Source organism: Acinetobacter sp. SK-43 (assembly GCF_015351505.1).
Classification (GTDB): domain Bacteria; phylum Pseudomonadota; class Gammaproteobacteria; order Pseudomonadales; family Moraxellaceae; genus Acinetobacter; species Acinetobacter junii.
In genome coordinates this window covers 1-23,552 of the sequence record NZ_JADKPY010000053.1, presented here as the reverse complement: position 1 = coordinate 23,552, position 23,552 = coordinate 1, and the positions used below count along the sequence as shown (strand labels likewise).

Genomic DNA, 23,552 nt, shown 5'->3' with positions numbered 1-23,552 from the left:
AGTGAATGGCAAAAGATTTTAATAGTCCAAAGATCGTTGAAGAATATGATCAGCATATCCGTAAGTTAATTCCTGGATATGAAATCATTCATCAACAAGTGGATGCCATTTTACAGTCTGTACTTCAACCAACTGCACACATACTTATTGTTGGATGTGGAACAGGTTATGAGTTGCAATATCTGCTAAATAGACATCCTGATTGGAAATTTACTGCCCTTGATCCTTCCTTAGCTATGCTTGAAAAAGCAGAAATACGTGTCAAACAAATGGGGAAGTCTGCACAGGTACAATTTGTACATGGTGATCACTTTGCTTTAACTGAAAGTGCTGCTTTTGATGCTGCACTTTCTATTTTAGTCGCGCACTTTATAGCAGATGAACAAAAAACTGACTTCTACAGCAGTATTCATCGTTGTTTGAAAAATAGTGGACTGTTATTGACCTATGATTTGATGCCTTGCAGCAATCCTCAGCATCTACAAGCTTTACGTTATTTATGTATGGCTCAAGGTTTAACTGAATTGCAATGCCAAAAAATGTTAGATCGCATGGAAAATGACTTTTTCACTATTTCATTCAGTGAATATCAGCAACGACTTCAAGGCATTGGTTTTGAAGACGTGCACTCATATAGTCAAATCTTAATGTATCAGGGTTTGATTGCGAAAAAGGTAGAAATTGCCGAGTTTGCTCAAGCCTCATAACCCAAGGGACTCATTCATAATGGAATAAATGATTAGAAGAATAATTTAGCTTTTATTTTTACCAAACGTTCAATTAACAGTGACTTTTATAGTTATTGTGAGGTTCTTTTTGTCTAAATAAAGCGTTAAACAAAACAATGAGAGGAGGTAAAACCAAATAAAATCATATCATTAGGTTTTAAAACAAGAAATGCGATGCAGTCATCAAGTACTGCAAAGGATACAACGCAAACAAAAAATGAACTTGAAAAGTAAAGTTCATGAAACAAGGAAATTGATTTTAATGAAAAGATTCATCTTAACGGTTCAACAAAGTGTTTTAGCGCTATCTGTACTGACTGCCATGTCTGGAAGTTATGCAGGCTCAGAAAATGCAGAAATAGAACAACTTCGTCAAGAAGTAAAAGAGTTGCGTGCAATTCTGCAAAATTATGTACAGCAAACTCCGCCTGCTCAGCCCACTACTCAGGTCATGGTTGCACAGACATCTGAACCTGTTCAAACAACAACGCCGAAATTATCACTCACCAAATCTGGTGCAGAGGTTAATTTATATGGTTATTTGCGTGCGGATGCATCTTATCAAGCAAAAGGTGCATCTACGATGTACAACAACATTAGCGGTGTATCATTAGAAGGGACAGCTGAAGAAGCGCAACAAAAAGATCGTTTGCATAGCACTGCAAGTGTTTCTCGGATTGGTCTAAATTTTAAAACACCTACTGCTATTGGCGATGTCGGTGGAAAATTAGAAATGGACTTCTTTGGTAGTGCATCACGCGATCAATTCCGTATCCGTCATGCCTATTTAACCTTTGATAAATGGTTATTAGGTCAGACATGGTCTACATTTATCGCACCTGAATATTATCCAGAAACAATTGATGCTGCGACCTATGTAGGTGGAGCATTACAACGCTCACCATTGGTTCGTTATAGTGACAATATTACAGCAAATACCAGCTTTGCTTTAGCAGTAGAAGATCCTAAATATACAGCAAGCTCTGATCCTGATAATGAAATGCGTTTACCTGCCTTTGTTGGACGTGTAAATCATAAGTTTGCCAATGGCTCTATGCTTTCAGGACGTAGTTTTGTCGCTGAAAAGAAAACTAGTCAAGATGAAGAATGGGCTTGGGGTGTCGGCATCGGTGGAAAATATCAGTTAACACCAAAAACTTTTCTCAAAGCAGACTATAACCATATCAAAGGCGACGGACGCTTCCTGATGTGGACCAATAGCAGTTATGCAATTGATGATCAAAAACATATTCAAAGCAATGAGTTTGATTCAATTTCAACAGGGATTACTCATCAATTTAACTCTCAGTTTCGTTCAACATTGGGTTATGGCTATATGAAAGCCAAAGACAACAATGCATTTGCACGAATCAATAAAGACAACACAACTCAAAATAAAGAACTATGGCAAGGCTGGATCAATGGCATGTACAACCCTTACAAGCCAATTACCTTAGGGATGGAATATGTCTACGGTGAACGTGAAACCTTTGATGGTCGCACAGGGACGGATAACCGCATCAACATGATGGCGAGTTATGACTTTTAATACCAATAAAGCCTTGAATAATAATATTTTTCTTTAAGGTGCATTATGTCGTTTTAAATAATGATTAGGAATTTATCTCATTGAGGAGATGCAGAATGACAACATCTACGGTTAATGTAAATGCAGTAATTGATCAAGCAAAATTTACACCCTTTCACTGGAGTATTTTACTTTGGTGCTTATTGATTATTATTTTTGATGGTTATGATCTCGTCATTTATGGCGTTGTTCTACCTTTACTTATGCAGGAGTGGTCTCTCACTTCTGTACAAGCAGGCATGCTCGCCAGTACGGCTTTGTGCGGGATGATGTTTGGAGCCATGTTATTCGGTGCTTTGGCAGATAAAATAGGACGTAAAAATGTAATTTTAATCTGTGTGACCTTCTTTAGTGGTTTTACTTTTTTAGGTGCGTTTGCATCTAATCCTTTTGAATTTGGTATTTTACGGTTTTTAGCAGGTTTAGGGATAGGCGGGGTTATGCCAAATCTCGTCGCACTCACATCAGAGTACGCACCTAAACGTATTCGCAGTACCTTAGTTGGCACGATGTTTAGTGGTTATGCGATCGGTGGAATTTTATCTGCGCTCATCGGAAGTTATTCAGTTGAGAGTCAAGGTTGGCAAATCATGTTCTTGATTGCTGGTATTCCTTTGCTTTTATTACCTGTTATTTGGAAATTCCTACCTGAATCTTTAACCTTTTTGGTTAAAACTGATCAAGCACATAGCATCATTCAAAAAATTTCACCTGAACAAAGCATCAGTATTAATACGCGTTTAGTGTTAAATGAAGATAATGTTCCAACAGGTAGTTCTGTAAAAGGCTTATTTCAACAAGGACGTGCATTTAATACGCTTATGTTTTGGGTATTGTTCTTTATGTGCTTATTAATGGTTTACGCACTAAGCAGTTGGTTACCTAAACTAATGCTTGCAGCAGGTTATTCACTCGGCAAGAGTATCTTATTCTTGTTTGCTTTGAATGTTGGTGCAATGATTGGTTCAATTGGTGGTGGTATCCTCTCAGACAAATTCCATTTGAAACCTGTGATCATGGGAATGCTGATGGCAGGTGTAGTGGCACTGATCGGCTTAGGATTTAACTCTCCAGCTTATGTTTTATATGGTTTAGTAACTGTTGCTGGCGCAGCGACGATTGGTACTTCAATCCTTCTTTATAGCTATGTTGCGCAATACTATCCATTAAGTGTTCGCTCGACTGGAATTGGTTGTGCTTCTGGTGTAGGTCGAATTGGTGCGATTGTCGGTCCGATTTTGACAGGCTTGCTATTAACCTTGAACTTACCGCATACCATGAATTTTGTGATGATTTCTGTCCCTGCAATGTTAGCAATTTGCGCGATATTGAGTTTGAAACGTCATAAATTTGATGAAGAACAGCAATTGGAAGAGGTTAAAACCAATTTAACTGAATCTGGTAATGCTTAGTGGTTTTTTGATAATTATTCTGAGAAAATCAAAGGCACATCTACGTATAAGATGTGCCTTTTTAGTTTGTGAAGCACATCTATTTTACAACCCCTTTGCTATTGATGAAATTATCATTTAATCAAAGAGCTGTTCAGCGAGCAAAAGCCCAACTTAAATTATGAGATTTCATTAAGGAAATATATTATTTGATAGCTTTTTTTGAGAACAATTTATCAAATGGAGATTTTAAACATAGTATCACTATTAATTGAATGCATAATTGAATATTAAAATAATTCATTTCATTCATGATACCAAGTTAGGTATGTTCAGGACATCACATAAATAGAGTCATGAGAAGCATAAATTTTAACTTCGGACGTGCAGCAAGGAATATTGAAAACAGGGCAAGATTCTATTTAAGGAACAATACAAAAGGAAATTCTATATATGGCAACAAACTTATTTGATTTAACAGGAAAAATAGCATTAGTTACAGGTGCAAGTCGTGGTATTGGCGAGGAGATCGCTAAACTTTTGGCTGAACAAGGTGCACATGTGATTGTATCTAGTCGTAAAATTGAAGATTGTCAAAGAGTTGCTGATGAAATTATAGCAGCCAATGGAAAAGCGGAAGCTGCTGCGTGTCATGTAGGAAAATTGGAAGATATTGCAGAAATTTTTGAACATATCCGTAAGCAACATGGTCGCTTAGATATTTTAGTCAACAATGCAGCGGCCAATCCTTATTTTGGACATATCCTGGATACTGATATTGGCGCTTATAACAAAACGGTTGAAGTCAACATTCGTGGATATTTCTTTATGTCCGTTGAAGCTGGCAAACTAATGAAAGAACACGGTGGTGGTGCCATTGTAAATACAGCATCCGTAAATGCGCTACAACCCGGAGACCAGCAAGGAATTTATTCCATTACCAAAGCCGCAGTTGTGAATATGACCAAAGCATTTGCCAAAGAATGCGGTCCTTTTGGTATCCGGGTAAATGCTTTATTGCCAGGCCTGACTAAGACCAAATTTGCATCCGCACTATTTGCAAATGAAGAGATTTATCAGCAATGGATGAGTTCAATTCCTTTACGTCGTCATGCTGAACCACGCGAAATGGCAGGAACAGTACTTTATCTCGTATCTGATGCTGCGAGTTATACCAATGGTGAATGTATTGTGGTTGATGGTGGTTTAACCATTTAAAAATATAAAAAGTAGTTCCTTCCTATTAATAAATTAAGAGGAACTGGATATTAAACGGCAGTTAAAACAGAACTTTTTTAGGACATAGATCATGACAGTTAATTTAAACAATCGAGTGGCGATCGTTACTGGAGCAGGTGCAGGTTTAGGACGAGAACATGCATTGTTATTGGCCCGTTTGGGTGCAAAAGTTGTTGTGAATGATCTTGGCAGTGACGTAAACGGACAGGGCGGATCAACTATGGCTGCTCAAAAAGTCGTAGATGAAATTATTGCTGCAGGCGGTGAAGCAATCGCAAATAGTGCCTCAGTCACGAATATTGAACAAGTCCAACAGATGGTTGAGGAAACAATTGCTCGCTGGGGCCGTGTCGATATTTTGGTGAATAATGCTGGAATTCTTCGGGATAAAACGTTTAGCAAAATGTCATTAGAAGATTTTCGTACTGTGATTGATGTACATCTTATGGGCGCCGTAAATTGCACTAAAGCTGTATGGGAGATCATGCGTGAGCAGAAATATGGTCGTATTGTTATGACAACCTCATCTTCTGGTTTATATGGCAATTTTGGACAATCAAACTATAGTGCTGCCAAAATGGCATTGGTGGGCTTGATGCAGACCCTTGCGTTGGAAGGCGAGAAATATAATGTTCGAGTGAACTGCCTAGCACCAACAGCCGCAACACGAATGCTTGAAGGCTTATTACCCGAAGAAGCACTTAAAGCACTGGCACCAAGTGCAGTCAGTCCTGCAATTGCCGCTTTGGTGAGCGAAGACGCACCGACCCGTATGATACTTTGTGCAGGTGCTGGAAGCTTTGAGGCAGCACATATTACGCTTACACAAGGCATTCACTTAGGTACAGATGAGCAGGTTCCTCATGTATTAGCACAACGTTTAGCGGATGTTGCAGACCGTACAGATGAATTTGTTCCTGTGAGAGGCGCTGCTCAAGGTGATCTTGAGTTGAAAAAGGCTTCATTAACAACAGGAGAATAATTTTGACATCATCTGCACAAAATATACTGAGTATTGAACAGCTTTTGGAATTGCAAGGTCAAGCTTTAGGTAACTCGGACTGGATTGCAATAGAGCAATCTATGATCAATACGTTCGCTGATGTAACTCTAGACCGTCAATTTATACATGTTGATGAAGAAGCTGCTCGCCAAACACCGTTTGGTGGCACAATTGCACATGGTTTTTTGACACTCTCTTTACTCTCTGTCATGGCAGCTCAGGTACTACCTACTATCAAAGGGCAGCAGTCTGCCGTGAATTATGGTCTCAATAGTGTTCGATTTATCAGTCCTGTTCATAGTGGTAAACGTGTGCGTGGACATTTCCACTTAAAAAAAGTTTCTGAAAAGAATCAGAGAAGTTACCAATTAACGATGGAAGTTAGTGTTGAAATTGAAAATGAAGCCAAGCCAGCACTTGTTGCCGAATGGCTTACGCTTGTGAACATATAGGGGAACCTCATGAGTAATGAATTTGTTCTCTCTCGTAAAGATGTAGATTTCTTACTGTTCGACTGGCTAAAAATCGAGGAACTTAGTCAACGCGAACCTTTTAATGGTCAAGATCGTTTTGAATATACCTCTGTTTTAAACGTTTACGAGGCCTTGGCAACAGATCTATTTGCTCCTCATAATAAAAAAAATGACAGTCATGAACCTGTTTTTGATGGTGAACGTGTAACAGTTAATCCCGAGGTTGGAATCGCACTCAAAGCCTTTGCAGAAGCAGGTTTGATGAGCGCAGCTTTCCCATCTGAATGGAATGGTATGAATTTACCGAATACTGTTGAGCGCGCAGGAATGGCCTATTTGCTTGGAGCCAACTCAGGTACAGCAGGTTACGCATTTTTGACTATTGGGAATGCCAATTTATTAATGGCACATGGAGATCCAGAAAAAGTTAAACCCTATGTCAGTGCGATGATAGAAGGAAAATGTTTCGGAACCATGTGCCTATCCGAACCACAAGCGGGGTCGAGTCTTGCGGATATTCGTACACGGGCGATCAAAACAAATGATGGGCGATATCGCTTGTTCGGAAACAAAATGTGGATTTCAGGCGGTGAGCATGATATCTCGGACAACATTGTTCATTTAGTTTTAGCCAAAATCCCTGATGAAAATGGTCAATTGCCTCCAGGCGTTCAAGGTATTTCACTGTTTACCGTACCCCGTAAGTTACTCGATGAACAGGGGCAACCAAATGAACGCAATGATATTGCTTTGGCTGGGATTAACCACAAAATGGGCTATCGAGGCACCGTCAACTGTGTGTTAAATTTTGGAGAGGGGCGCTTTACTCCAGAAGGAGAAGCGGGTGCCATTGGTGAGTTGGTGGGCGAAGCTGGTAAAGGACTGGCTTATATGTTCCATATGATGAACGAAGCGCGTATCTCTGTTGGACTTGGTGCAGCAGCATTGGGATACACCGGATATTTGCATGCTTTAGATTATGCAAAGACCCGATTGCAAGGTCGTTCTCGCGGCGAACGTAATCCAAGTTCACCACAAATCCCGATTATTCAACATGCTGATGTTCGCCGTATGTTGTTGGCGCAAAAATCGTATGTCTCAGGTGCATTAGCACTCTGCTTATATGCCGCCAGACTAACAGATGACATCCATTCACTTGAAGATCAAGAACAGCGTGATCAAGCCAATCAACTTCTCGACCTATTAACTCCAGTAGTGAAAAGTTGGTCTTCGGAGTGGGGGCTTGTAGCAAATGATTTAGCCATACAAGTTCATGGCGGTTATGGTTATACCCGTGAATACAATGTTGAACAATTTTATCGTGATAATCGTCTCAACCCGATTCATGAGGGAACATTTGGTATTCAGGCACTAGACTTATTAGGACGTAAAACACGCCTTAATCACGGTAAAGCGATGAAACTGTTAGATGAAAAAATCTTGGAGACAATCGCTCAGGCCAAAGCGGAACCTACTTTAAGAAATCATGCCGATCATTTAACTGAAAAGTGGCAACTCATCCAGAACGTCACAGAAAAGCTACATGCCTTAACTGATGTAGAGCTCCAACTGGCAAATGCAGCGCATTATCTAGAAGCCTTTGGACATCTGATCGTGGGATGGTTGTGGCTTGATCAGGCAGTCGTTATTCATAAGCGCTTACCAGATGCAACAGATCCAGATTTTCTGCACGGAAAACTTGCAGCTTGCGACTATTTCTTTGGTTGGGAAATGCCAAAAATTATCAGTTGGTTATCCGTACTTGATCCTGTCGAGACGACGCCATTTAAAATGCCAATAGAATGGTTCTAGTAAGAACCTTTTTTTGCATTTTCTAATCTGTTAGCTGCTTAGATAAAAAAGCACCTCGATTGAGGTGCTTCGCTGATTTTTATAGTTTAAATTTCGATGGCCACAGCTGTTGCTTCACCACCACCAATACATAATGCAGCGACGCCTTTCTTCTTGCCTAGACGTTTTAATGCATAGATCAATGAAAGAATAATACGTGAACCTGTCGCACCAATCGGATGACCTAAAGCACATGCGCCACCGTGAATATTGACTTTAGCTTCATCAATACCTAACTCATGAATCGGAGCCATAGCCACCATCGCGAAAGCTTCATTGATTTCCCATGCATCGACATCCTCAACTGACCAGCCAGCACGATCAAGTACTTTTTGAATCGCACTAATTGGAGCAATCGTAAACTCACTTGGATGTTGCGAATGACTTGAAGTAGCTACAATCTTAGCCAAGACATTTAAATCATTTGCTTGTGCATAATCTTCTGTAGAAAGTACTAAAGCCGCAGCACCATCCGAAATCGAACTCGAATTGGCTGCCGTAATCGTACCGTCTTTGCTAAAAGCAGGGCGTAGTGTCGGAATTTTATCAAGATTTGCTTTCAGAGGTTGCTCATCTTGGTCAATCACCTCAACACCTTTACGTGTTTTAACTTCTACAGCGACGATTTCATCTTTGAAATATCCTTCTGTAATCGCTGTTTGAGCTTTTTGGAGTGAAGAAATCGCAAAGTTATCCATTTGCTCACGGGTGAAGCCCTTGGTATTTGCCATATCCTGAGCAAATGAACCCATTAAACGACCCGTTTCAGCATCTTCTAAACCATCCAAGAACATATGATCTTTGATTTCACCATGTCCCATACGATAGCCACCACGTGCTTTAGGTAAGATATATGGTGCATTGGTCATTGATTCCATACCGCCCGCAACCACAATATTTGCACTACCAGCTTTCAAAGTATCTGATGCCATCAATACTGCTTTCATCGCAGAACCACATAGTTTATTGATGGTCACTGCGCCAACATGATCTGGAACACCCGCTTTACGCATTGCTTGACGCGCAGGGCCTTGACCAATGCCTGCACTCAATACACAACCAAAAATCACTTCATTGACTTGCTCTGGTGCAATACCAGCACGCTGGATAGACTCACGGATTACAGCAGCACCTAATTCTGGAGCAGTTAAACTAGAAAGGCTACCTTGAAAACCGCCCATCGCGGTACGACTACCTGACACAATAACAATAGAACTCATTTTTATATCTCTTTAAATGTATGTTGTCATATAACTGCTCCAGTTCAACAGACTAGAGCAGAATATCTCATCTCATTTATGCCACTAAAGATTTATCAAAAATTAGTGGCACACCTGTTACTGCTCGAATTTGTTCCAGCGTCACATCTTTTGCGAGTTCAATCAGTTCAACACCTTCAGACGTAATATCCATGACACCTAAATCCGTTATCACACGATGGACAACGGCTTGACCTGTCAGTGGTAAACTACAGTTTTTCACAATCTTCGGTGTACAATCTTTCGCACAGTGTTCCATGAGAACCACAACTTTTTGAACACCTGCAACCAAGTCCATCGCACCGCCCATGCCTTTGACTTTCTTACCTGGAATCATCCAATTGGCTAAGTCACCTTGTTCAGAAACTTCCATAGCGCCTAAAATCGCAATATTGACATGACCGCCACGGATCATTGCGAAAGATTCTGAACTTGAGAAAAATGCCGCACCTGCACGTGCAGTAATCGTTTGCTTACCAGCATTGATCAAATCTGCATCTAAGGTTTCTTCAGTAGGAAATGCGCCGATACCAAGCAGCCCATTTTCAGACTGCAACCATACATTCATGTTTTTTGGAATATAGTTAGCAACAAGTGTAGGTAGACCAATACCCAAGTTCACATAGAAGCCATCTTCGAGTTCTTGTGCAGCACGCTGTGCCATTTCATTACGTGACCAAGCCATTTTAAACTGCCTCCATGCTTAAAGTTTTTTGTTCGATACGTTTTTCGGGTGATGCATTTAAAATAATGCGATTCACATAAATCCCTGGTAAATGGATTTCATCTGGATCTAATTCACCAATCTCAACGATTTGTTCCACTTCAGCAATGGTGATTTTCCCAGCCATTGCACATTCAGGATTAAAGTTCTGAGCCGTCTTACGGAATATTAAATTTCCAGCTTTATCTGCCTTGTAAGCTTTAATAAGAGAAACATCAGCAGTAAGCGATTCTTCTAAAATGTATTTTTTACCATGAAAATTACGTTCTTCTTTGCCTTCAGCAATCAGAGTTCCTACACCAGTTTTCGTATAAAAAGCTGGAATACCAGCACCACCAGCGCGTAATTTTTCAGCTAATGTTCCTTGTGGAGTTAATTCAACTTCAAGCTCGCCATTTAGATATTGACGTTCAAATTCTTTATTTTCACCCACATAAGATGAGATCATTTTTTTGATCTGTTTGGTATGCAATAAAATACCTAGGCCAAAATCATCAACACCTGCATTATTTGAAATACAAGTCAGACCTGTTACACCACTTTCTTTAACCGCCACAATGAGCTGCTCAGGAATTCCACATAACCCAAAACCGCCCACGGCAAGGGTTTGGTTATTAGCAACCACATCTTTGATTGCTGCCTCAGCACTGGCATATACCTTATTCATTCTATTATTGTCCTATCGTCCCTTAGTGATTTAGTTTTAGCATTAGGACTAGGTAGATAGAAGTTGATTTTTCTCAAGGATTAATGAGTTTAATTAATAAATTGATTTATTTGGACAGATTTTAATCTAAAAAAACAATAGACTTAAGATTATAAATTATTGAAATTATTAATAATAAATATATTAATTTACAAATGAAAAATATAAGACCAATTGCAATAATGAGTTATTTAAAATTTATACCTTATCAACGACTCAATAAATTGTGCCGAAATATGTGATATTTCAAAATTCTTTTTATAGATGATACCAACCGTTTTGTGGATGGTTCCATCTTCCAGTTCGAGTAATACATTCTCTGTTAAGTCTATATGCTTGGCAAAATGACGAGGAATCGCGCTCACCCCAATACCATGTGCAACAAAACTTGATAATGAAGAAATCTGATGACACTCTATTTTCAAATCCAAAGTCATATTGTTGCGTAAACAATTTTGCTCAACTAGGTGACGAACAATTGATGGCTTTTGTAGGGTAATAAAAGGATTAGCAAACAATTGTTGCCATGTAATACGTGCTTTATCTGCTAAGGGATGATTTTTAGGAAGCAAGGCGAGAAAGTCTTCATCAAACAAAGGCACAAACTCTAAGCCTTCGGTCAGTTCTGGTTCAAAACAAATGCCTAACTCAAAGATACCATCTTGAACTTTTTCAATAATGGTTTCATTTGGAATATCATGGATCGAAAAATTAAGGTTTGGATGCTCAGATAAAAAAGAATGAATCACATCAGGCAAGATCGCATGGGTAAAAAAGGGCATCGAGGCGATACTAAGTGTGCCGCGATTTAATTTAAAGCGTTGTTTAACGTCATTTTCCATTTCATCCCAATTTGCCAATAGTTTTTTTGCGTAGGGAATGAGAGATTTACCTTCTTGAGTCAGTTCAACACGACGTGTATTTCGATTAAACAACTTACCGCCGAGTTCATCTTCTAAACTTTTTATACTTAGACTTAAAGCAGACTGACTTAAGTGCAGTTCCAGCGAAGCATTGGCATAATTTAAAGTACGCGCAAGTGCTAAAAATGCCTTTAGCTGCTTAAGAGTCATCGCTTTTCCTAAGTAAATTATTGAATAGATCTAATTTATCTTAAAAATGAACTGAATGTTATTTTAGAAATTAATTTTCAAAGAAAAGTTGATCTATACAGTAAATAAAAACTCCCACAATCATAGATTATGGGAGTTAAGATTCAAATTAGAGAATACGAAATTTCTCTAAAACTTATACTTTTAGTTTTTTAAGTCCACGGCTCACACCATTTTGTAATGCCAATTTGATAATTGGTCCAATAAAAGGCACACGCCCCTTAAAGCTAATCGTATAGTCCAAACGACTACGATTATTTCCCAAATCAGTAAACTTCATTACGCCGCGATGCGCTTTAATTGGTGCAATACCACTGGTAATCGCGTATTCAATCAATTCATTTTCTCTATAGACTAAATTTGTTTCAACAAATGAAGGTGTGAGTGGTATAGATAACTTACGCGCTGAACCAACCCCATTACGTGCATCTTGACCATCACTCAAACGAGTCACTTTTGCTGGAGCGAAGAGCTTATTCAAATTTTCATGTTCGCTGAGGATCGCAAATACCTTTTCGACAGGGGCATTGAATTCTTGAGTGATGTTGATTTGTTGCATTTTTAGCATAGCAATTCCTTTCTTTTTTAATTTGACATGATGAATTGTCATTTTCAAATACTAACACGGTTTGGCTGAACTGGTCATTTTGTTTGTCGGATTATCGGAGTAGCTAAAAATTCAGATATATGTAAGCAAAGGCGCTTGTTCAAGCATCAAAAATTGTGAATACTCAGCCTCGAAAATTCAGGTTATACCATTATCTTTTTTGGGGTTAGGCAACTACTGTGAAAACTTATCCATTTTCATTTTCTCGTTTACAAAAAGCGCTTCTAACCGTTGGTTCATTTTCGTGTATGGGACTAAGTTCAGTCGTCGCAAATGCAGAAGATGAAAACACTGTTTCGCAACTTCCAACAATCACTTTAGCCGCACAATCCATTCAAAGTGCGTACTACCAACCTCAAATCAATTTATCGGGTTTTAATCAACAAACCGTTGCTAAAATTCCTGCTTCAGTGAGCACGATTACTGCCGAACGCATTGCTGATCAGCATGCAAAAACACTGGCTGACGTTGTGAAAAATGATGCTTCTGTAGGGGATGGTTATGCGCCTATTGGCTATTACTCAAACTTTATTATGCGTGGTTTCGCGCTCAATCTAGGTTCAAGTTATCTACTCAATGGCAACTTACTTAGAGGCGAACAAAATGTTGCGTTAGAAAATAAAGAGCAAGTCGAGATCTTAAAGGGTATCAGCGCAATCCAAAGTGGTATGTCTACGCCAGGTGGAATAGTTAACTACGTGGCTAAACGTCCAAAGGATATTCGTTCAGTTACATTAGAAACAGATAGTCAGGGTGGTTATCGTATCGCAACAGATATTGGCGATATCGTGGGTGAAAATCAACAATTTGGCTATCGAATCAATTTAGCTCACGAAGAGATTCATCCATATGTAGAGCATACCAATGGGAAGCGACTTTTTGGTTCAGTTGCTTTGGACTGGAAGATTTCTGATGATTCAAAACTTGAGTTTGATATTGAATCACAACGCCAACGTCAGCGCTCGGTACCAGGCTATCAATTATTAGATGGAAAAATTGTACCGACTAATGTGGAATGGGATCGTTTACTGGGTTATCAAAGTTGGAGTAAACCCGTTACTAATGAAAGTCTGAATACGAGTTTAAAATATACGCATCGTCTCAATGATGATTGGACAGCAAACTTATCCGCTTCGCAAAGCCGTGTAGTCGTTGATGACTATTCAGCATTCCCGTGGGGTTGTTATAGTGAGATTTGTGAATTTACAGGTTTAGGCAATACCTTTGATCAAAAAGGTAACTACGATATTTATGATTTCCGTAGTCCAGATGATAGTTATTTAACAAATCAATTTAAAACAGGATTAAACGGCAAGTTCGCAACAGGGACATGGCAGCATAGCTTAAATGTCGAGTTATCTCATACCTATAAACGACGTGCTCAATATGATGCAATCAATCAACTCGTTGGTACGGGCAACATCTATAACAATACTGTGGACTATAAGCCTACAGATGTAGCTCTAGGCAATCGCTATAAGTCCCTTGATAGTCAGCAAACCGCATTAAATCTACTAGACCAAATCCGTTTCAATGACGCATGGTCAGTTCATATGGGTGGAAAAATCCTTTCTTTAGATGAGAAAGCTTATGATGCGGCAGCGAATAAGATTCGTGATACAGATTTAAACCGATTCTTGCCACAATTTGCAGTGATGTACCAACCTTGGGAAAATACGCAAGTTTACACATCATTTAGCAAAGGTCTAAGTGATGGCGGACAAGCGCCGTGGTATGCCTTCGGTAATGAAGAAAAAGGGATTGTCGGTAATGCATTTGAAACACTTGCTCCAATCAAATCCACCCAATATGAACTGGGATTGAAGCATCAATTACAATCTATGTTGTTTACAGCAGCAATATTTGATCTAGAACAAGATCATCAATATACGAATGCTGACAACTATTACTTAACTGATGGTAAACAACATAACTTAGGTTTAGAACTTGGTTTGCAAGGACGTTTGACACAGAATTTAGATATGGTCTCGACTTTGGCGCTGACTCGTTCACGCTTAAAAAAGATCGATGTCGCTGAATATCAAGGCCATCAAACTCAGAATGTTCCTAAAGTACGCTTTGCAACTTACTTATCGTATCAATTGCCACAAGTAGAAGGCTTAAGATTACTGGCTGGTACACAATACAGTTCAAGTAAATATGCCAATAAAATAGGCAGCGTGAAAGTTCCAAGCTACACAGTTTTTAATGCTGGTGCAGCTTATAACTTTAAAGCTAATGGCTATGAAAACACGTTAAGATTCAATGTTGATAATTTATTTAATAAAAAAAATTGGAGAGATGCGGGAAGCTTCTTTGGGGATGATTATTTGTTCCTAGGCGCTCCACGCACTGCACAATTCTCTTGGTCGGTGAATTTCTAAATCCAATTCACTGATATGAATAAAGACGATCTGACTTAAAAATTGGATCGTCTTTTTTACGGGATTCTGTTATTCGATTAATAAAATTCAAGTTTTTATATCGTTGTAAACAAAAAATAGAAACGAAACATTGTATGTCATCATCTAAAGAATAATTCCAAATTACAAACACGCCCTTATAGCAATAATTCAATCAAAATCCTGATAGTTTTTCAGCTCATGGTGAAGTTCATTCAGGTTAGAGCACTGAAACCCATAAAAACAATAAATAATGAATTTTATTCATCTTTTGGTTAGATTAAATCATTTTTACTCATGTGAACATTCATGTATAAATTATTTCATACAGAAATTCAGGTTTTATCTTAGAGATTAGGGTAGTAGTACAATGAGTAAAAAATTTACATGTTCTATTAAAAGTATTCGTTTTGATGAAAACTATCATCCTTCAGAAAGCACACGTCTTACAACTAACTTTGCAAATTTAGCAAGAGGTGAGAGCCGTCAAGAAAATCTACGTAAAACCTTACAAATGATCAATAATCGTTTCAATGACTTAGCACATTGGGATAATCCAAAAGCGGATCGTTATTCAGTTGAAATCGATATTATTTCAGCAAATATGGATATCGAAGGTAATGGTCATGCATTTCCAGTTATTGAAATGTTAAAAACAACAATTGTTGATCATCAGACAAATAAGCGTATTGATGGCATGGTAGGTAATAGTTTTTCATCTTATGTGCGTGATTATGATTTTAGTGTCTTATTATTAGAACACAGTAAAAATCAAGCAAAATTTAGTGCGCCAGATAACTTTGGTGTATTACACGGCAAGCTTTTTAAACACCTAATCAACTCAGCTGCATACAAAGCGAATTTTGATAAAGCACCTGTGATATGCCTAAGTGTGTCGAGCTCAAAAACATATTATCAAACTGCAAATGTACATCCTGTATTGGGCGTCGAATATCAACAAGATGAATATTCTCTAACTGATGAATACTTCAAGAAAATGGGGTTAAAAGTACGTTATTTCATGCCTGCTAACAGTGTAGCGCCATTAGCTTTTTATTTTTCAGGTGATTTGCTAAGTGATTACAGCAACCTAGAACTCATTAGTGCAATCAGCACAATGGAAACATTCCAAAAGATTTACCGACCTGAAATTTATAATGCTAACTCTGTAGCGGGCAAATACTATCAACCAAGTTTGAAATACCAAGATTACTCTTTAACGCAAATCGTATACGACCGTGAAGAGCGTAGTCAGTTAGCTGTAAAACAAGGCAAATTCACTGAAGAGCAATTTATCAAACCATATCGAGAGATTCTCGAACAGTGGGCTGAGAACTACACCGAACAAAATTATGCTGCTGTGTAAACCGATATAGAAGATTACTGATTATGAAAAGATTATTACCGACATCAACAGCTGGCAGCTTACCAAAACCTTCTTGGTTAGCTGAACCTGAAAAGCTTTGGTCGCCATGGAAACTCCAAGATGAACAACTTTATGAGGCTAAGCAAGATGCTTTAAGACTGTCACTGCACGAGCAATTACACTCGGGCATTGATATCGTAAGTGATGGTGAACAAACTCGCCAACATTTCGTCACAACATTTATTGAACATTTAGATGGTGTTGATTTCCAGAAGCGTGAAACGGTTCGAATTCGAAATCGTTACGATGCAAGTGTTCCATCCGTTGTGGGTGCTGTCAGTCGTCAAAAACCCGTATTCGTTGAAGATGCTAAATTTTTACGTCAACAAACCAATCAACCGATCAAATGGGCATTGCCAGGTCCTATGACCATGATTGATACATTATATGACGGACATTATAAAAGCCGTGAAAAACTAGCATGGGAATTCGCAAAAATTTTAAATCAGGAAGCGAGAGAACTCGAAGCAGCTGGTGTTGATATTATCCAGTTTGATGAACCTGCATTTAATGTATTTTTTGATGAGGTCAATGATTGGGGTGTGGCAACTTTAGAAAGAGCGCTAGAAGGTCTGAAATGTGAAACAGCCGTACATATTTGCTATGGCTACGGTATTAAAGCCAATACAGATTGGAAAAAGACATTAGGTTCAGAATGGCGTCAATATGAAGAAGCCTTTCCTAAGCTTCAACAATCTAAAATTGATATCGTTTCGCTAGAATGCCAAAACTCTCGTGTACCAATGGATCTAATTGAACTAATTCGCGGTAAAAAAGTGATGGTAGGCGCGATCGATGTTGCTACTAATAATATCGAAACACCTGAAGAAGTTGCCGATACCTTAAGAAAAGCTTTGCAATTTGTTGATGCTGACAAACTTTATCCATCAACCAATTGTGGTATGGCGCCTTTATCTCGTGAAGTAGCACGCGGCAAGCTGAATGCCTTAAGTGCAGGTGCAGAAATTATCCGAAAAGAGCTCGCCGTTTAGTATTTAGCAATTAGGAAATATCGAATGGGCTACTTATTAATCTAGTTAGCAGCCCATTCGGTTTGAAATGATTTAGATGTGCAAATGTGACGCAAGTGTGTGTTAGGTCTTAATCTAAAGAAAAGCTACAGTTCAATTTAGGAATCAGATGATGATTGAAGCAAATGACTTTAGAAATGCGATGTCTTTACTGACAAGTGCAGTGAATGTGGTGACTACAGCGGGAGCATCTGGTCGTCATGGATTTACCGCATCTGCTGTATGTAGCGTTACGGATACACCTCCGACATTATTGGTGTGTATGAATACAGCATCTAGGTCACATGCACATTTTATTGAAAATGAAACTTTAACTGTGAATGTTCTAGGCGCGCAACATCAGCATATTTCTAATGTGTTTTCTTCTAAGTTGACGTCTGAAGAGCGGTTTAAACATGGAACTTGGACTAAATTAAAAACAGGTGCACCTGTTCTAGAGGATGCTCTTGTCAGTTTTGATTGTCAGATTGAACAAATTCAGGAAGTTGGAACACATACCATTTTTATTTGTCGTATCGTTGCTATCCAACAAAGTCAGCATGATCAGGGGTTAGTCTACTTTAACCGTGCTTATCATCAAGTTGGGCAGATTGCAGAAATTGCCTGAGCCAACTGTCTATTCATCCCTTTATTTTAAGAAAATATCTCGTGGAATTAATCATTTTTTTAGCCATCGGGGCTTTAGCTGGTTTCGCTGCTGGACTCTTTGGTGTCGGTGGTGGGCTCATTATCGTTCCACTTTTATACATCGTATTCACTCAAATGGGATACCAACCAGATGTCATCATGCATATGGCTTTGGGAACCTCATTGGCAACAATCATTGTGACTTCTATTAGTTCATTGATCGCCCACAATAAAAACAGCGCCGTGATTTGGCCTGTATTTAAAAATCTAACACCAGGACTAATCCTTGGTTCATTTTTAGGAGCTGGTGTTGCGGGATTACTTTCTGGTGCAAATTTACAATTGATCATCGGGATATTTGTGATCTGGGTTGCTTACAAAATGTTCTTTGGGGCGAAAAATGTAATCGATCAGGGTAAGGTATTACCATCAAAAACTCGACAAATATTTGCAGGTACAGGCATCGGAGTTGCTTCAGCAATTTTTGGTATTGGGGGAGGGAGTTTAACCGTTCCTTATCTAAATCATTATGGTGTAGTCATGCAAAAAGCCGTCGGAACCTCGGCAGCATGTGGCTTACCAATTGCCATCGCAGGTGCTTTAGGATTTATATTTTTTGGTATGAAACAGCATATAAATGTGCCTAACACTATTGGTTTTGTACATATCTATGCATTTTTAGGTATTAGCATTATGAGTTTTATGACGGCTAAGCTTGGAGCTAAAACAGCACATATTTTATCGCCAATCGTACTTAAAAAATGCTTTGCTTTAATGTTATTGATCGTTGGATGCTTCTTTCTTTACAAAGGCATGTGATAAAAATCTTCTCCGTATAGCTCACTTTTCTGTGAGCTTTTAAAATCTTTTTCTAGTCTTTAACAAATCAACAGCAATCTATATTCTCCATCTATCTCTATCGGTGCTCTATGCACACAGGGTAAAACTTGTTGTGTTGGATGGTCGACTGCCAAACGCCATAGATGACCTAAACCTAAATTAACAGGTTTACTCTCAGGTTTTGCTCGGTAGTGCAAATCAAAGAAATATTCTTCTAAAAAATTCTCAAATTCAGCTTCTGGTCCATCATGTAGATTTTTTAGTTTTTCTCTAATTTCAGGAATTAAAATCTTTTGCTCAACTTGATCGTTTGGCAGAATCTCACTTGCCGCACCGTGATAGGTACATAAAAAAGTATCTGTTGGAATAGGCGAGCGATCAACATGAAATGAATAAACATCTGTCGAAATAAAATCTAACTCATCATCACGTTCGTAATTTTGAATTAAGTTAAGCGTAGGTGATGCGCCAAGCTCTGTTAATTGCTGAATATCCGCAATTATGATTTCTCTTGCTAAACGACCATATTCAGAAAGTTGTAAAGCCAATAAATCATCAACTGAAATCTCAGTGATATTTTCCTTTAGCTGAAGTTTTTTGACGATTTCTTGAAAATCCCCATTAAGATTTCTATACCAACAAATCGCATTTCTATCTCCTTGAAAATTAGAACTGATAAGTTCGGAGAAACTAGAAACCACGCTAATTTGCTTGTGATTAGAAAATGCATTCTTCATAAAAAGAAGTTTATCAAAAAGAAAATATGTTTAATGATACACAGTTCGATCACGTTAACAACGATAGATGGAATAGTATTTTTCAAACATTTATCTTTTCATACCTTATAACAATGAAATAAAGGGTTTTAAATAGACACTGAGAAAGTTATTTTCCACAGATCGTTATGAGCAAATTTATGCTCAAAAACTTACATAAAAATAATTATGCGCAAATATATTCACAAAAATAAAAAAATAGAGTATTTTTGAGAAAATAATTGCTCATTTACATCAATGAAAAAATTAACAATACAGGCGTTACTTGATCAAAGTTGGTTTGATATTGCTGAACTAACATTATTAGAACCTAAACTAGGCTCAGCAAGTGCCAGTGAATTAGCTTACGATTTAGAATACGCAATCCACAATTTGGACAAGCGAGATGAGCATGCCTGTAGTTTGTCGCTACCTATACAAATACTAATAAAACATGAATCTAGTTCATGGTTTGGTTTTTTAGATGATATTGTTCCATCAGGTGCTGCACGCCGTTATTGGGTGAATTTTCTAGGTCTACAAAGACTAACGCATGCTGAGCAAGATAGTATTTTATTAGAAAAAGGTGGCATCGCACCCGTAGGCAATTTGAGAATAAAAGAAGCTCTTCCACCAATCAATCCTGAATCAACTCTGCATTTACGTTATTTTAGTCAAAGTGATGTTGCTGACCGAAATGTAGATTTTCTTGAATATGCACAGCAAATGGGTGCAATTAGTGGTGGTGCAACAGGAGCGGGTGGTGAAGCTCCTAAATTATTGATTCGTGCTACAAAAGATCAAAATATTTGGATTGATACTTATCAACAAAACTTTGATCAACCTGATCAACACTATCTAGTTAAATTCCCTAGAAATAATCGTAGTGAGATCGACTGTAATATTCTCAGAGCAGAATACTATTACTATCAAGAGCTAAAAGAGTTGGGTTTCAACACCATTGAAACTACAGAAATGAAGCTGATCGAAGGTGAAAAATATCCATCATTATGGCTACCAAGATTTGATGTTGAATGGCACAACCAAAAATGGCATCGTCATGGGCTTGAATCTGTCTATTCCGTATTAAATAAAGCTTCGGGTAGCCATCTCAATCACTTTGAAGTGATTGAAAATCTATGCAATTTACTGATATCTATTGATTCAGAGTTTGATTCAGAACAATTCGTTTGTGAGTGGTTACAGCGAGATTTACTCAATATTATTTTTGGTAATTCTGATAATCATGGGCGAAATACTTCATTTCTAAAACAATCTGGAAAAATTTCGCTTGCTCCAATTTATGATTTTGCTCCAATGAAAGCTGATCCAGAAGTTGTCACAAGATCAACAACTTGGGGAAGTCCTTATGAGGAAGGAGGAGAATATCAATGGGAGCAAATTACACAAAAGCTTGCACATTTATGCGATCCGAATTTGTCTCTAACTACATTGAAATCTTTAGCAAGTCATCTTGTTGGGCTAAAACAAAGATTAATAGATAAAGGTGTACCAAAACAAATTATGGAGATGGCAGCGCTTTCATTTGACTATGTTGAAGCTAAATTAGAAAGATGGGAACTATTATGAATACAAAAAATCAGACTCAAGATCGTCAACAAGTTCTTATTGATCTATATATGCAGTACTTATTGAATGAAATTACATTGGGGCAATTATTGGCGTATTTGCGAAAAAATATTCTTGGTATGTCTCAGGAACAATATGCAAATTTAGTCGGTGTAAGTCGTAGGACGTTAACTGATATTGAACAAGATAAAGGAAAACTTACTCAATCTGTTTTAGACAAGGTATTTAAACCACTTGGATTGAAAGCAGGGCTTGTACCGACTCATGAGCACATTGTGAGAAAGATCATTAAACCATCAGAATGAGATCAATGGCTATGAACATATAGCTTCCTGATAAAAGATATTAAGAATCGGCTAATTAAAATGCTGAGGCTAGGGTTTTCATAGCTGAGATTTTTGTTTGGCTTTTTGGCGTAAGACATACAAATATAAGCTTTCTACTTTTTCACGTGCCCATGGTGTGGTACGCAAGAATCGTAATGATGATTTAACACTTGGATCTATGCAAAAACATCTAATTTCAATTTTACGACTTAAGCCTTCAAAGCCACCGTAGTAATCCAATAATTCATCCAAAATGTCAGCAAGTTTTTTGCCGTGTAGAGGGTCATTGGAGGCGTTCATAATAGAGCAACAATATTTTGGAAGACCATCATTATAACCTAGGCTAGTTAAAAATGAGAGGGTTGGAATTTGAACGTAATTAAAACAGAAATCACTTAAGTTATTGAATAGTGGTGAAGGAATGTACGTCACGCGACATATAAGTTGTCATTTCTGCAATCTAAAAATCAATAGCTTAAAGCTTTTAATGACAAAGAATGTCAGTAGTCAACGACACATAAGTTGTCATTTTTATACTCAATGTATTCATTCACTTGAAGCAAATGTTTCAAAAATAAATTAAGCCCTTATTTATTTTTCAAAACTATTTTTATCAATAAAGATTTCTTATTTAATTCACTATTTTTATAGGACATTCGGCTATATTAGTTATTATGTTATTCGTCAGCCTAACCAAATTTAATCAAAATAAGGTTTTAGATATGAAAATTAACAGCTTAGAGGATGAAAGTGATATAGCTACTGCAGCAGCTAAGGTACTTTGTGAAAGTTTTATTGAGAATGCACGTACCAATACAGTACTTTATGTGGAGAATGATGCTATATGGAGCAAAGCTCCTAATAGCACTCCCGTCTTAATTAAAAAATTGTCTGGACGCAACCCTGATTTGGCCCAAAAAATTGCTATACGAGGAACTTATAAAATTAAAAAACGGAACATTAGCACTTCGAATAAATAGTTGGTACTAAGTAGAGCTCTGCAAGTCTAGTTTATTTTATAATCATATGAATTTAGAAAATGGTGAGATTATATGCTCTATGAAGAACTAGCAAAAATACAATTTTCAAAGCAACTATACATCAGTGGTATGAGAGCCTTAAATATCAATGACTATGAATTTTTAACAGGTGATTGGCATGTAAAAGAGACATGGCATCCCGACTCCGAATTAAATTCCTTTCATATCATGGGAAAAGGTAAAATTGCTTTATTCGATACAAATATATACTTAGGTGAAGAGGGAGTCTTTGAAGCTAGTGAAATCTTACAGACAATGGGAGTTCCAATTTTTTCACCGAAAGTCTATGCTGCCACACATGCTAGAGCAATTGCTGATAAAATTATTGCAGAAGCATTTTTGGCTATAGAACTAAATGGCAGTAAACTATTTAGATATATTTCATTACATGATTTTGATGACTATATGCCAGAAGATACCGATAAACTACGTGTCTATGAACTACTTGAGAAAGCCATAAAGCTTTTACCACAAGAAGAATCCAATCATGTAAAAGAATGGTTATATCAAGCAAAATGTAAATTTGAAAACTTAACTCTTGAACAAAAGAAAATTAGAAATGCATGGTTAATTGCGCAATCGAATGCTCGACAAGCATTTCCAGAAGAAGTAGTCAATGCTTGTAGAAAAAATTCTAATTCAAGATTAAGAAGAATACTAAATGGTGAAACAACTATTGAAGAAGAAGAGATAGATCTCTTAAATAAATGGCAGGAATTAAATAGTACTAAAGAATAAATCTTAATCTTATATGATTTTAAAAAATTCTAATTTGGTGTGATCCACTATTGTATGAATTTTTCTTAAATTTTTATAAAATAAGTTATGGTAGAT

The 23,552-nt window shown here is 37.7% G+C and carries 23 protein-coding genes; 16 read left to right on the top strand and 7 right to left on the bottom strand.

Annotated elements, in window-relative coordinates:
• The first annotated feature begins 5 nt into the window (after nt 1-5).
• From IRT38_RS10875 to IRT38_RS10845, 7 genes are all read left to right on the top strand, one after another.
• A complete protein-coding gene (locus tag IRT38_RS10875; protein WP_194597691.1) occupies nt 6-707 on the top strand; it encodes a class I SAM-dependent methyltransferase in 702 nt (233 codons plus the stop codon).
• 283 nt (nt 708-990) lie between these two features.
• Nucleotides 991-2,277, top strand: coding sequence for a DcaP family trimeric outer membrane transporter (locus IRT38_RS10870; protein WP_194597690.1), 1,287 nt, complete (start codon nt 991-993; stop codon nt 2,275-2,277).
• A gap of 95 nt (nt 2,278-2,372) precedes the next feature.
• Nucleotides 2,373-3,728, top strand: a complete 1,356-nt coding sequence (locus IRT38_RS10865; protein WP_194597689.1) for an MFS transporter — start codon at nt 2,373-2,375, stop codon at nt 3,726-3,728.
• A gap of 432 nt (nt 3,729-4,160) precedes the next feature.
• Complete coding sequence (locus tag IRT38_RS10860; protein WP_150025927.1) at nt 4,161-4,925, top strand: SDR family oxidoreductase; 765 nt, start codon at nt 4,161-4,163, stop codon at nt 4,923-4,925.
• Between the two features lie 91 nt (nt 4,926-5,016).
• Entirely contained in the window at nt 5,017-5,928 is a 912-nt protein-coding gene (locus IRT38_RS10855; protein ID WP_194597688.1) for an SDR family NAD(P)-dependent oxidoreductase, read from the top strand.
• 2 nt (nt 5,929-5,930) lie between these two features.
• Nucleotides 5,931-6,401: a MaoC family dehydratase gene (locus tag IRT38_RS10850; RefSeq protein ID WP_227592162.1), complete on the top strand. Its 471-nt coding sequence runs from the start codon at nt 5,931-5,933 to the stop codon at nt 6,399-6,401.
• Between the two features lie 9 nt (nt 6,402-6,410).
• Nucleotides 6,411-8,234 (top strand): acyl-CoA dehydrogenase, encoded by a 1,824-nt coding sequence (locus tag IRT38_RS10845; RefSeq protein WP_194597687.1) that lies wholly within the window; start codon nt 6,411-6,413, stop codon nt 8,232-8,234.
• A gap of 86 nt (nt 8,235-8,320) precedes the next feature.
• Here the strand turns inward: IRT38_RS10845 and IRT38_RS10840 are convergent, their stop codons facing one another.
• From IRT38_RS10840 to IRT38_RS10820, 5 genes are all read right to left on the bottom strand, one after another.
• Nucleotides 8,321-9,493 carry a thiolase family protein gene (locus tag IRT38_RS10840; RefSeq protein ID WP_194597686.1) on the bottom strand — a complete coding sequence of 391 codons (1,173 nt, stop codon included), beginning with the start codon at nt 9,491-9,493 and terminating at the stop codon, nt 8,321-8,323.
• Nucleotides 9,494-9,569: 76 nt separating this feature from the next.
• Entirely contained in the window at nt 9,570-10,217 is a 648-nt protein-coding gene (locus IRT38_RS10835) for a CoA transferase subunit B (protein WP_194597685.1), read from the bottom strand.
• A gap of 1 nt (nt 10,218) precedes the next feature.
• Entirely contained in the window at nt 10,219-10,923 is a 705-nt protein-coding gene (locus IRT38_RS10830) for a CoA transferase subunit A (RefSeq protein ID WP_039048228.1), read from the bottom strand.
• Between the two features lie 230 nt (nt 10,924-11,153).
• Complete coding sequence (locus IRT38_RS10825) at nt 11,154-12,035, bottom strand: LysR family transcriptional regulator (protein WP_194597684.1); 882 nt, start codon at nt 12,033-12,035, stop codon at nt 11,154-11,156.
• A gap of 175 nt (nt 12,036-12,210) precedes the next feature.
• Complete coding sequence (locus IRT38_RS10820; protein ID WP_004911109.1) at nt 12,211-12,642, bottom strand: SRPBCC family protein; 432 nt, start codon at nt 12,640-12,642, stop codon at nt 12,211-12,213.
• Between the two features lie 218 nt (nt 12,643-12,860).
• On the opposite strand from IRT38_RS10820, the gene IRT38_RS10815 reads away from it, so the two are divergent.
• The 5 genes from IRT38_RS10815 (at nt 12,861) to IRT38_RS10795 (ending at nt 18,986) form a co-directional block, all read left to right on the top strand.
• Nucleotides 12,861-15,065 (top strand): TonB-dependent siderophore receptor, encoded by a 2,205-nt coding sequence (locus IRT38_RS10815; RefSeq protein ID WP_194597683.1) that lies wholly within the window; start codon nt 12,861-12,863, stop codon nt 15,063-15,065.
• A gap of 388 nt (nt 15,066-15,453) precedes the next feature.
• Nucleotides 15,454-16,449 (top strand): DUF1852 domain-containing protein, encoded by a 996-nt coding sequence (locus tag IRT38_RS10810; protein ID WP_194597682.1) that lies wholly within the window; start codon nt 15,454-15,456, stop codon nt 16,447-16,449.
• Nucleotides 16,450-16,472: 23 nt separating this feature from the next.
• A complete protein-coding gene (locus tag IRT38_RS10805; RefSeq protein WP_194597681.1) occupies nt 16,473-17,501 on the top strand; it encodes a methionine synthase in 1,029 nt (342 codons plus the stop codon).
• 151 nt (nt 17,502-17,652) lie between these two features.
• Nucleotides 17,653-18,147, top strand: a complete 495-nt coding sequence (locus tag IRT38_RS10800) for a flavin reductase (RefSeq protein WP_194597713.1) — start codon at nt 17,653-17,655, stop codon at nt 18,145-18,147.
• A 41-nt stretch (nt 18,148-18,188) separates the two neighbouring features.
• Nucleotides 18,189-18,986: a sulfite exporter TauE/SafE family protein gene (locus IRT38_RS10795; protein ID WP_194597680.1), complete on the top strand. Its 798-nt coding sequence runs from the start codon at nt 18,189-18,191 to the stop codon at nt 18,984-18,986.
• 59 nt (nt 18,987-19,045) lie between these two features.
• On the opposite strand, the gene IRT38_RS10790 is transcribed toward IRT38_RS10795, so the two are convergent.
• The gene (locus IRT38_RS10790) at nt 19,046-19,744 is read right to left on the bottom strand and encodes a DUF1826 domain-containing protein (protein ID WP_194597679.1); all 699 of its coding nucleotides are present in this window, start codon (nt 19,742-19,744) and stop codon (nt 19,046-19,048) included.
• A 276-nt stretch (nt 19,745-20,020) separates the two neighbouring features.
• Between IRT38_RS10790 and IRT38_RS10785 the strand changes: the two genes are divergently transcribed.
• Both IRT38_RS10785 and IRT38_RS10780 read left to right on the top strand, forming a co-directional pair.
• Nucleotides 20,021-21,352, top strand: coding sequence for a type II toxin-antitoxin system HipA family toxin (locus IRT38_RS10785; RefSeq protein ID WP_194597678.1), 1,332 nt, complete (start codon nt 20,021-20,023; stop codon nt 21,350-21,352).
• Nucleotides 21,349-21,657 carry a helix-turn-helix domain-containing protein gene (locus tag IRT38_RS10780; RefSeq protein WP_004954417.1) on the top strand — a complete coding sequence of 103 codons (309 nt, stop codon included), beginning with the start codon at nt 21,349-21,351 and terminating at the stop codon, nt 21,655-21,657. Before IRT38_RS10785 ends, IRT38_RS10780 begins: the two co-directional genes overlap by 4 nt.
• Before the next feature lie 78 nt (nt 21,658-21,735).
• Here the strand turns inward: IRT38_RS10780 and IRT38_RS10775 are convergent, their stop codons facing one another.
• A complete protein-coding gene (locus IRT38_RS10775) occupies nt 21,736-21,978 on the bottom strand; it encodes a VF530 family DNA-binding protein (RefSeq protein WP_020899562.1) in 243 nt (80 codons plus the stop codon).
• A 422-nt stretch (nt 21,979-22,400) separates the two neighbouring features.
• Between IRT38_RS10775 and IRT38_RS10770 the strand changes: the two genes are divergently transcribed.
• Nucleotides 22,401-22,658, top strand: a complete 258-nt coding sequence (locus IRT38_RS10770; protein ID WP_194597677.1) for a hypothetical protein — start codon at nt 22,401-22,403, stop codon at nt 22,656-22,658.
• Between the two features lie 72 nt (nt 22,659-22,730).
• On the top strand, nt 22,731-23,456 hold the full coding sequence (locus tag IRT38_RS10765; protein WP_194597676.1) for a hypothetical protein: 726 nt from the start codon (nt 22,731-22,733) through the stop codon (nt 23,454-23,456).
• The last annotated feature ends 96 nt before the right edge of the window (nt 23,457-23,552 follow it).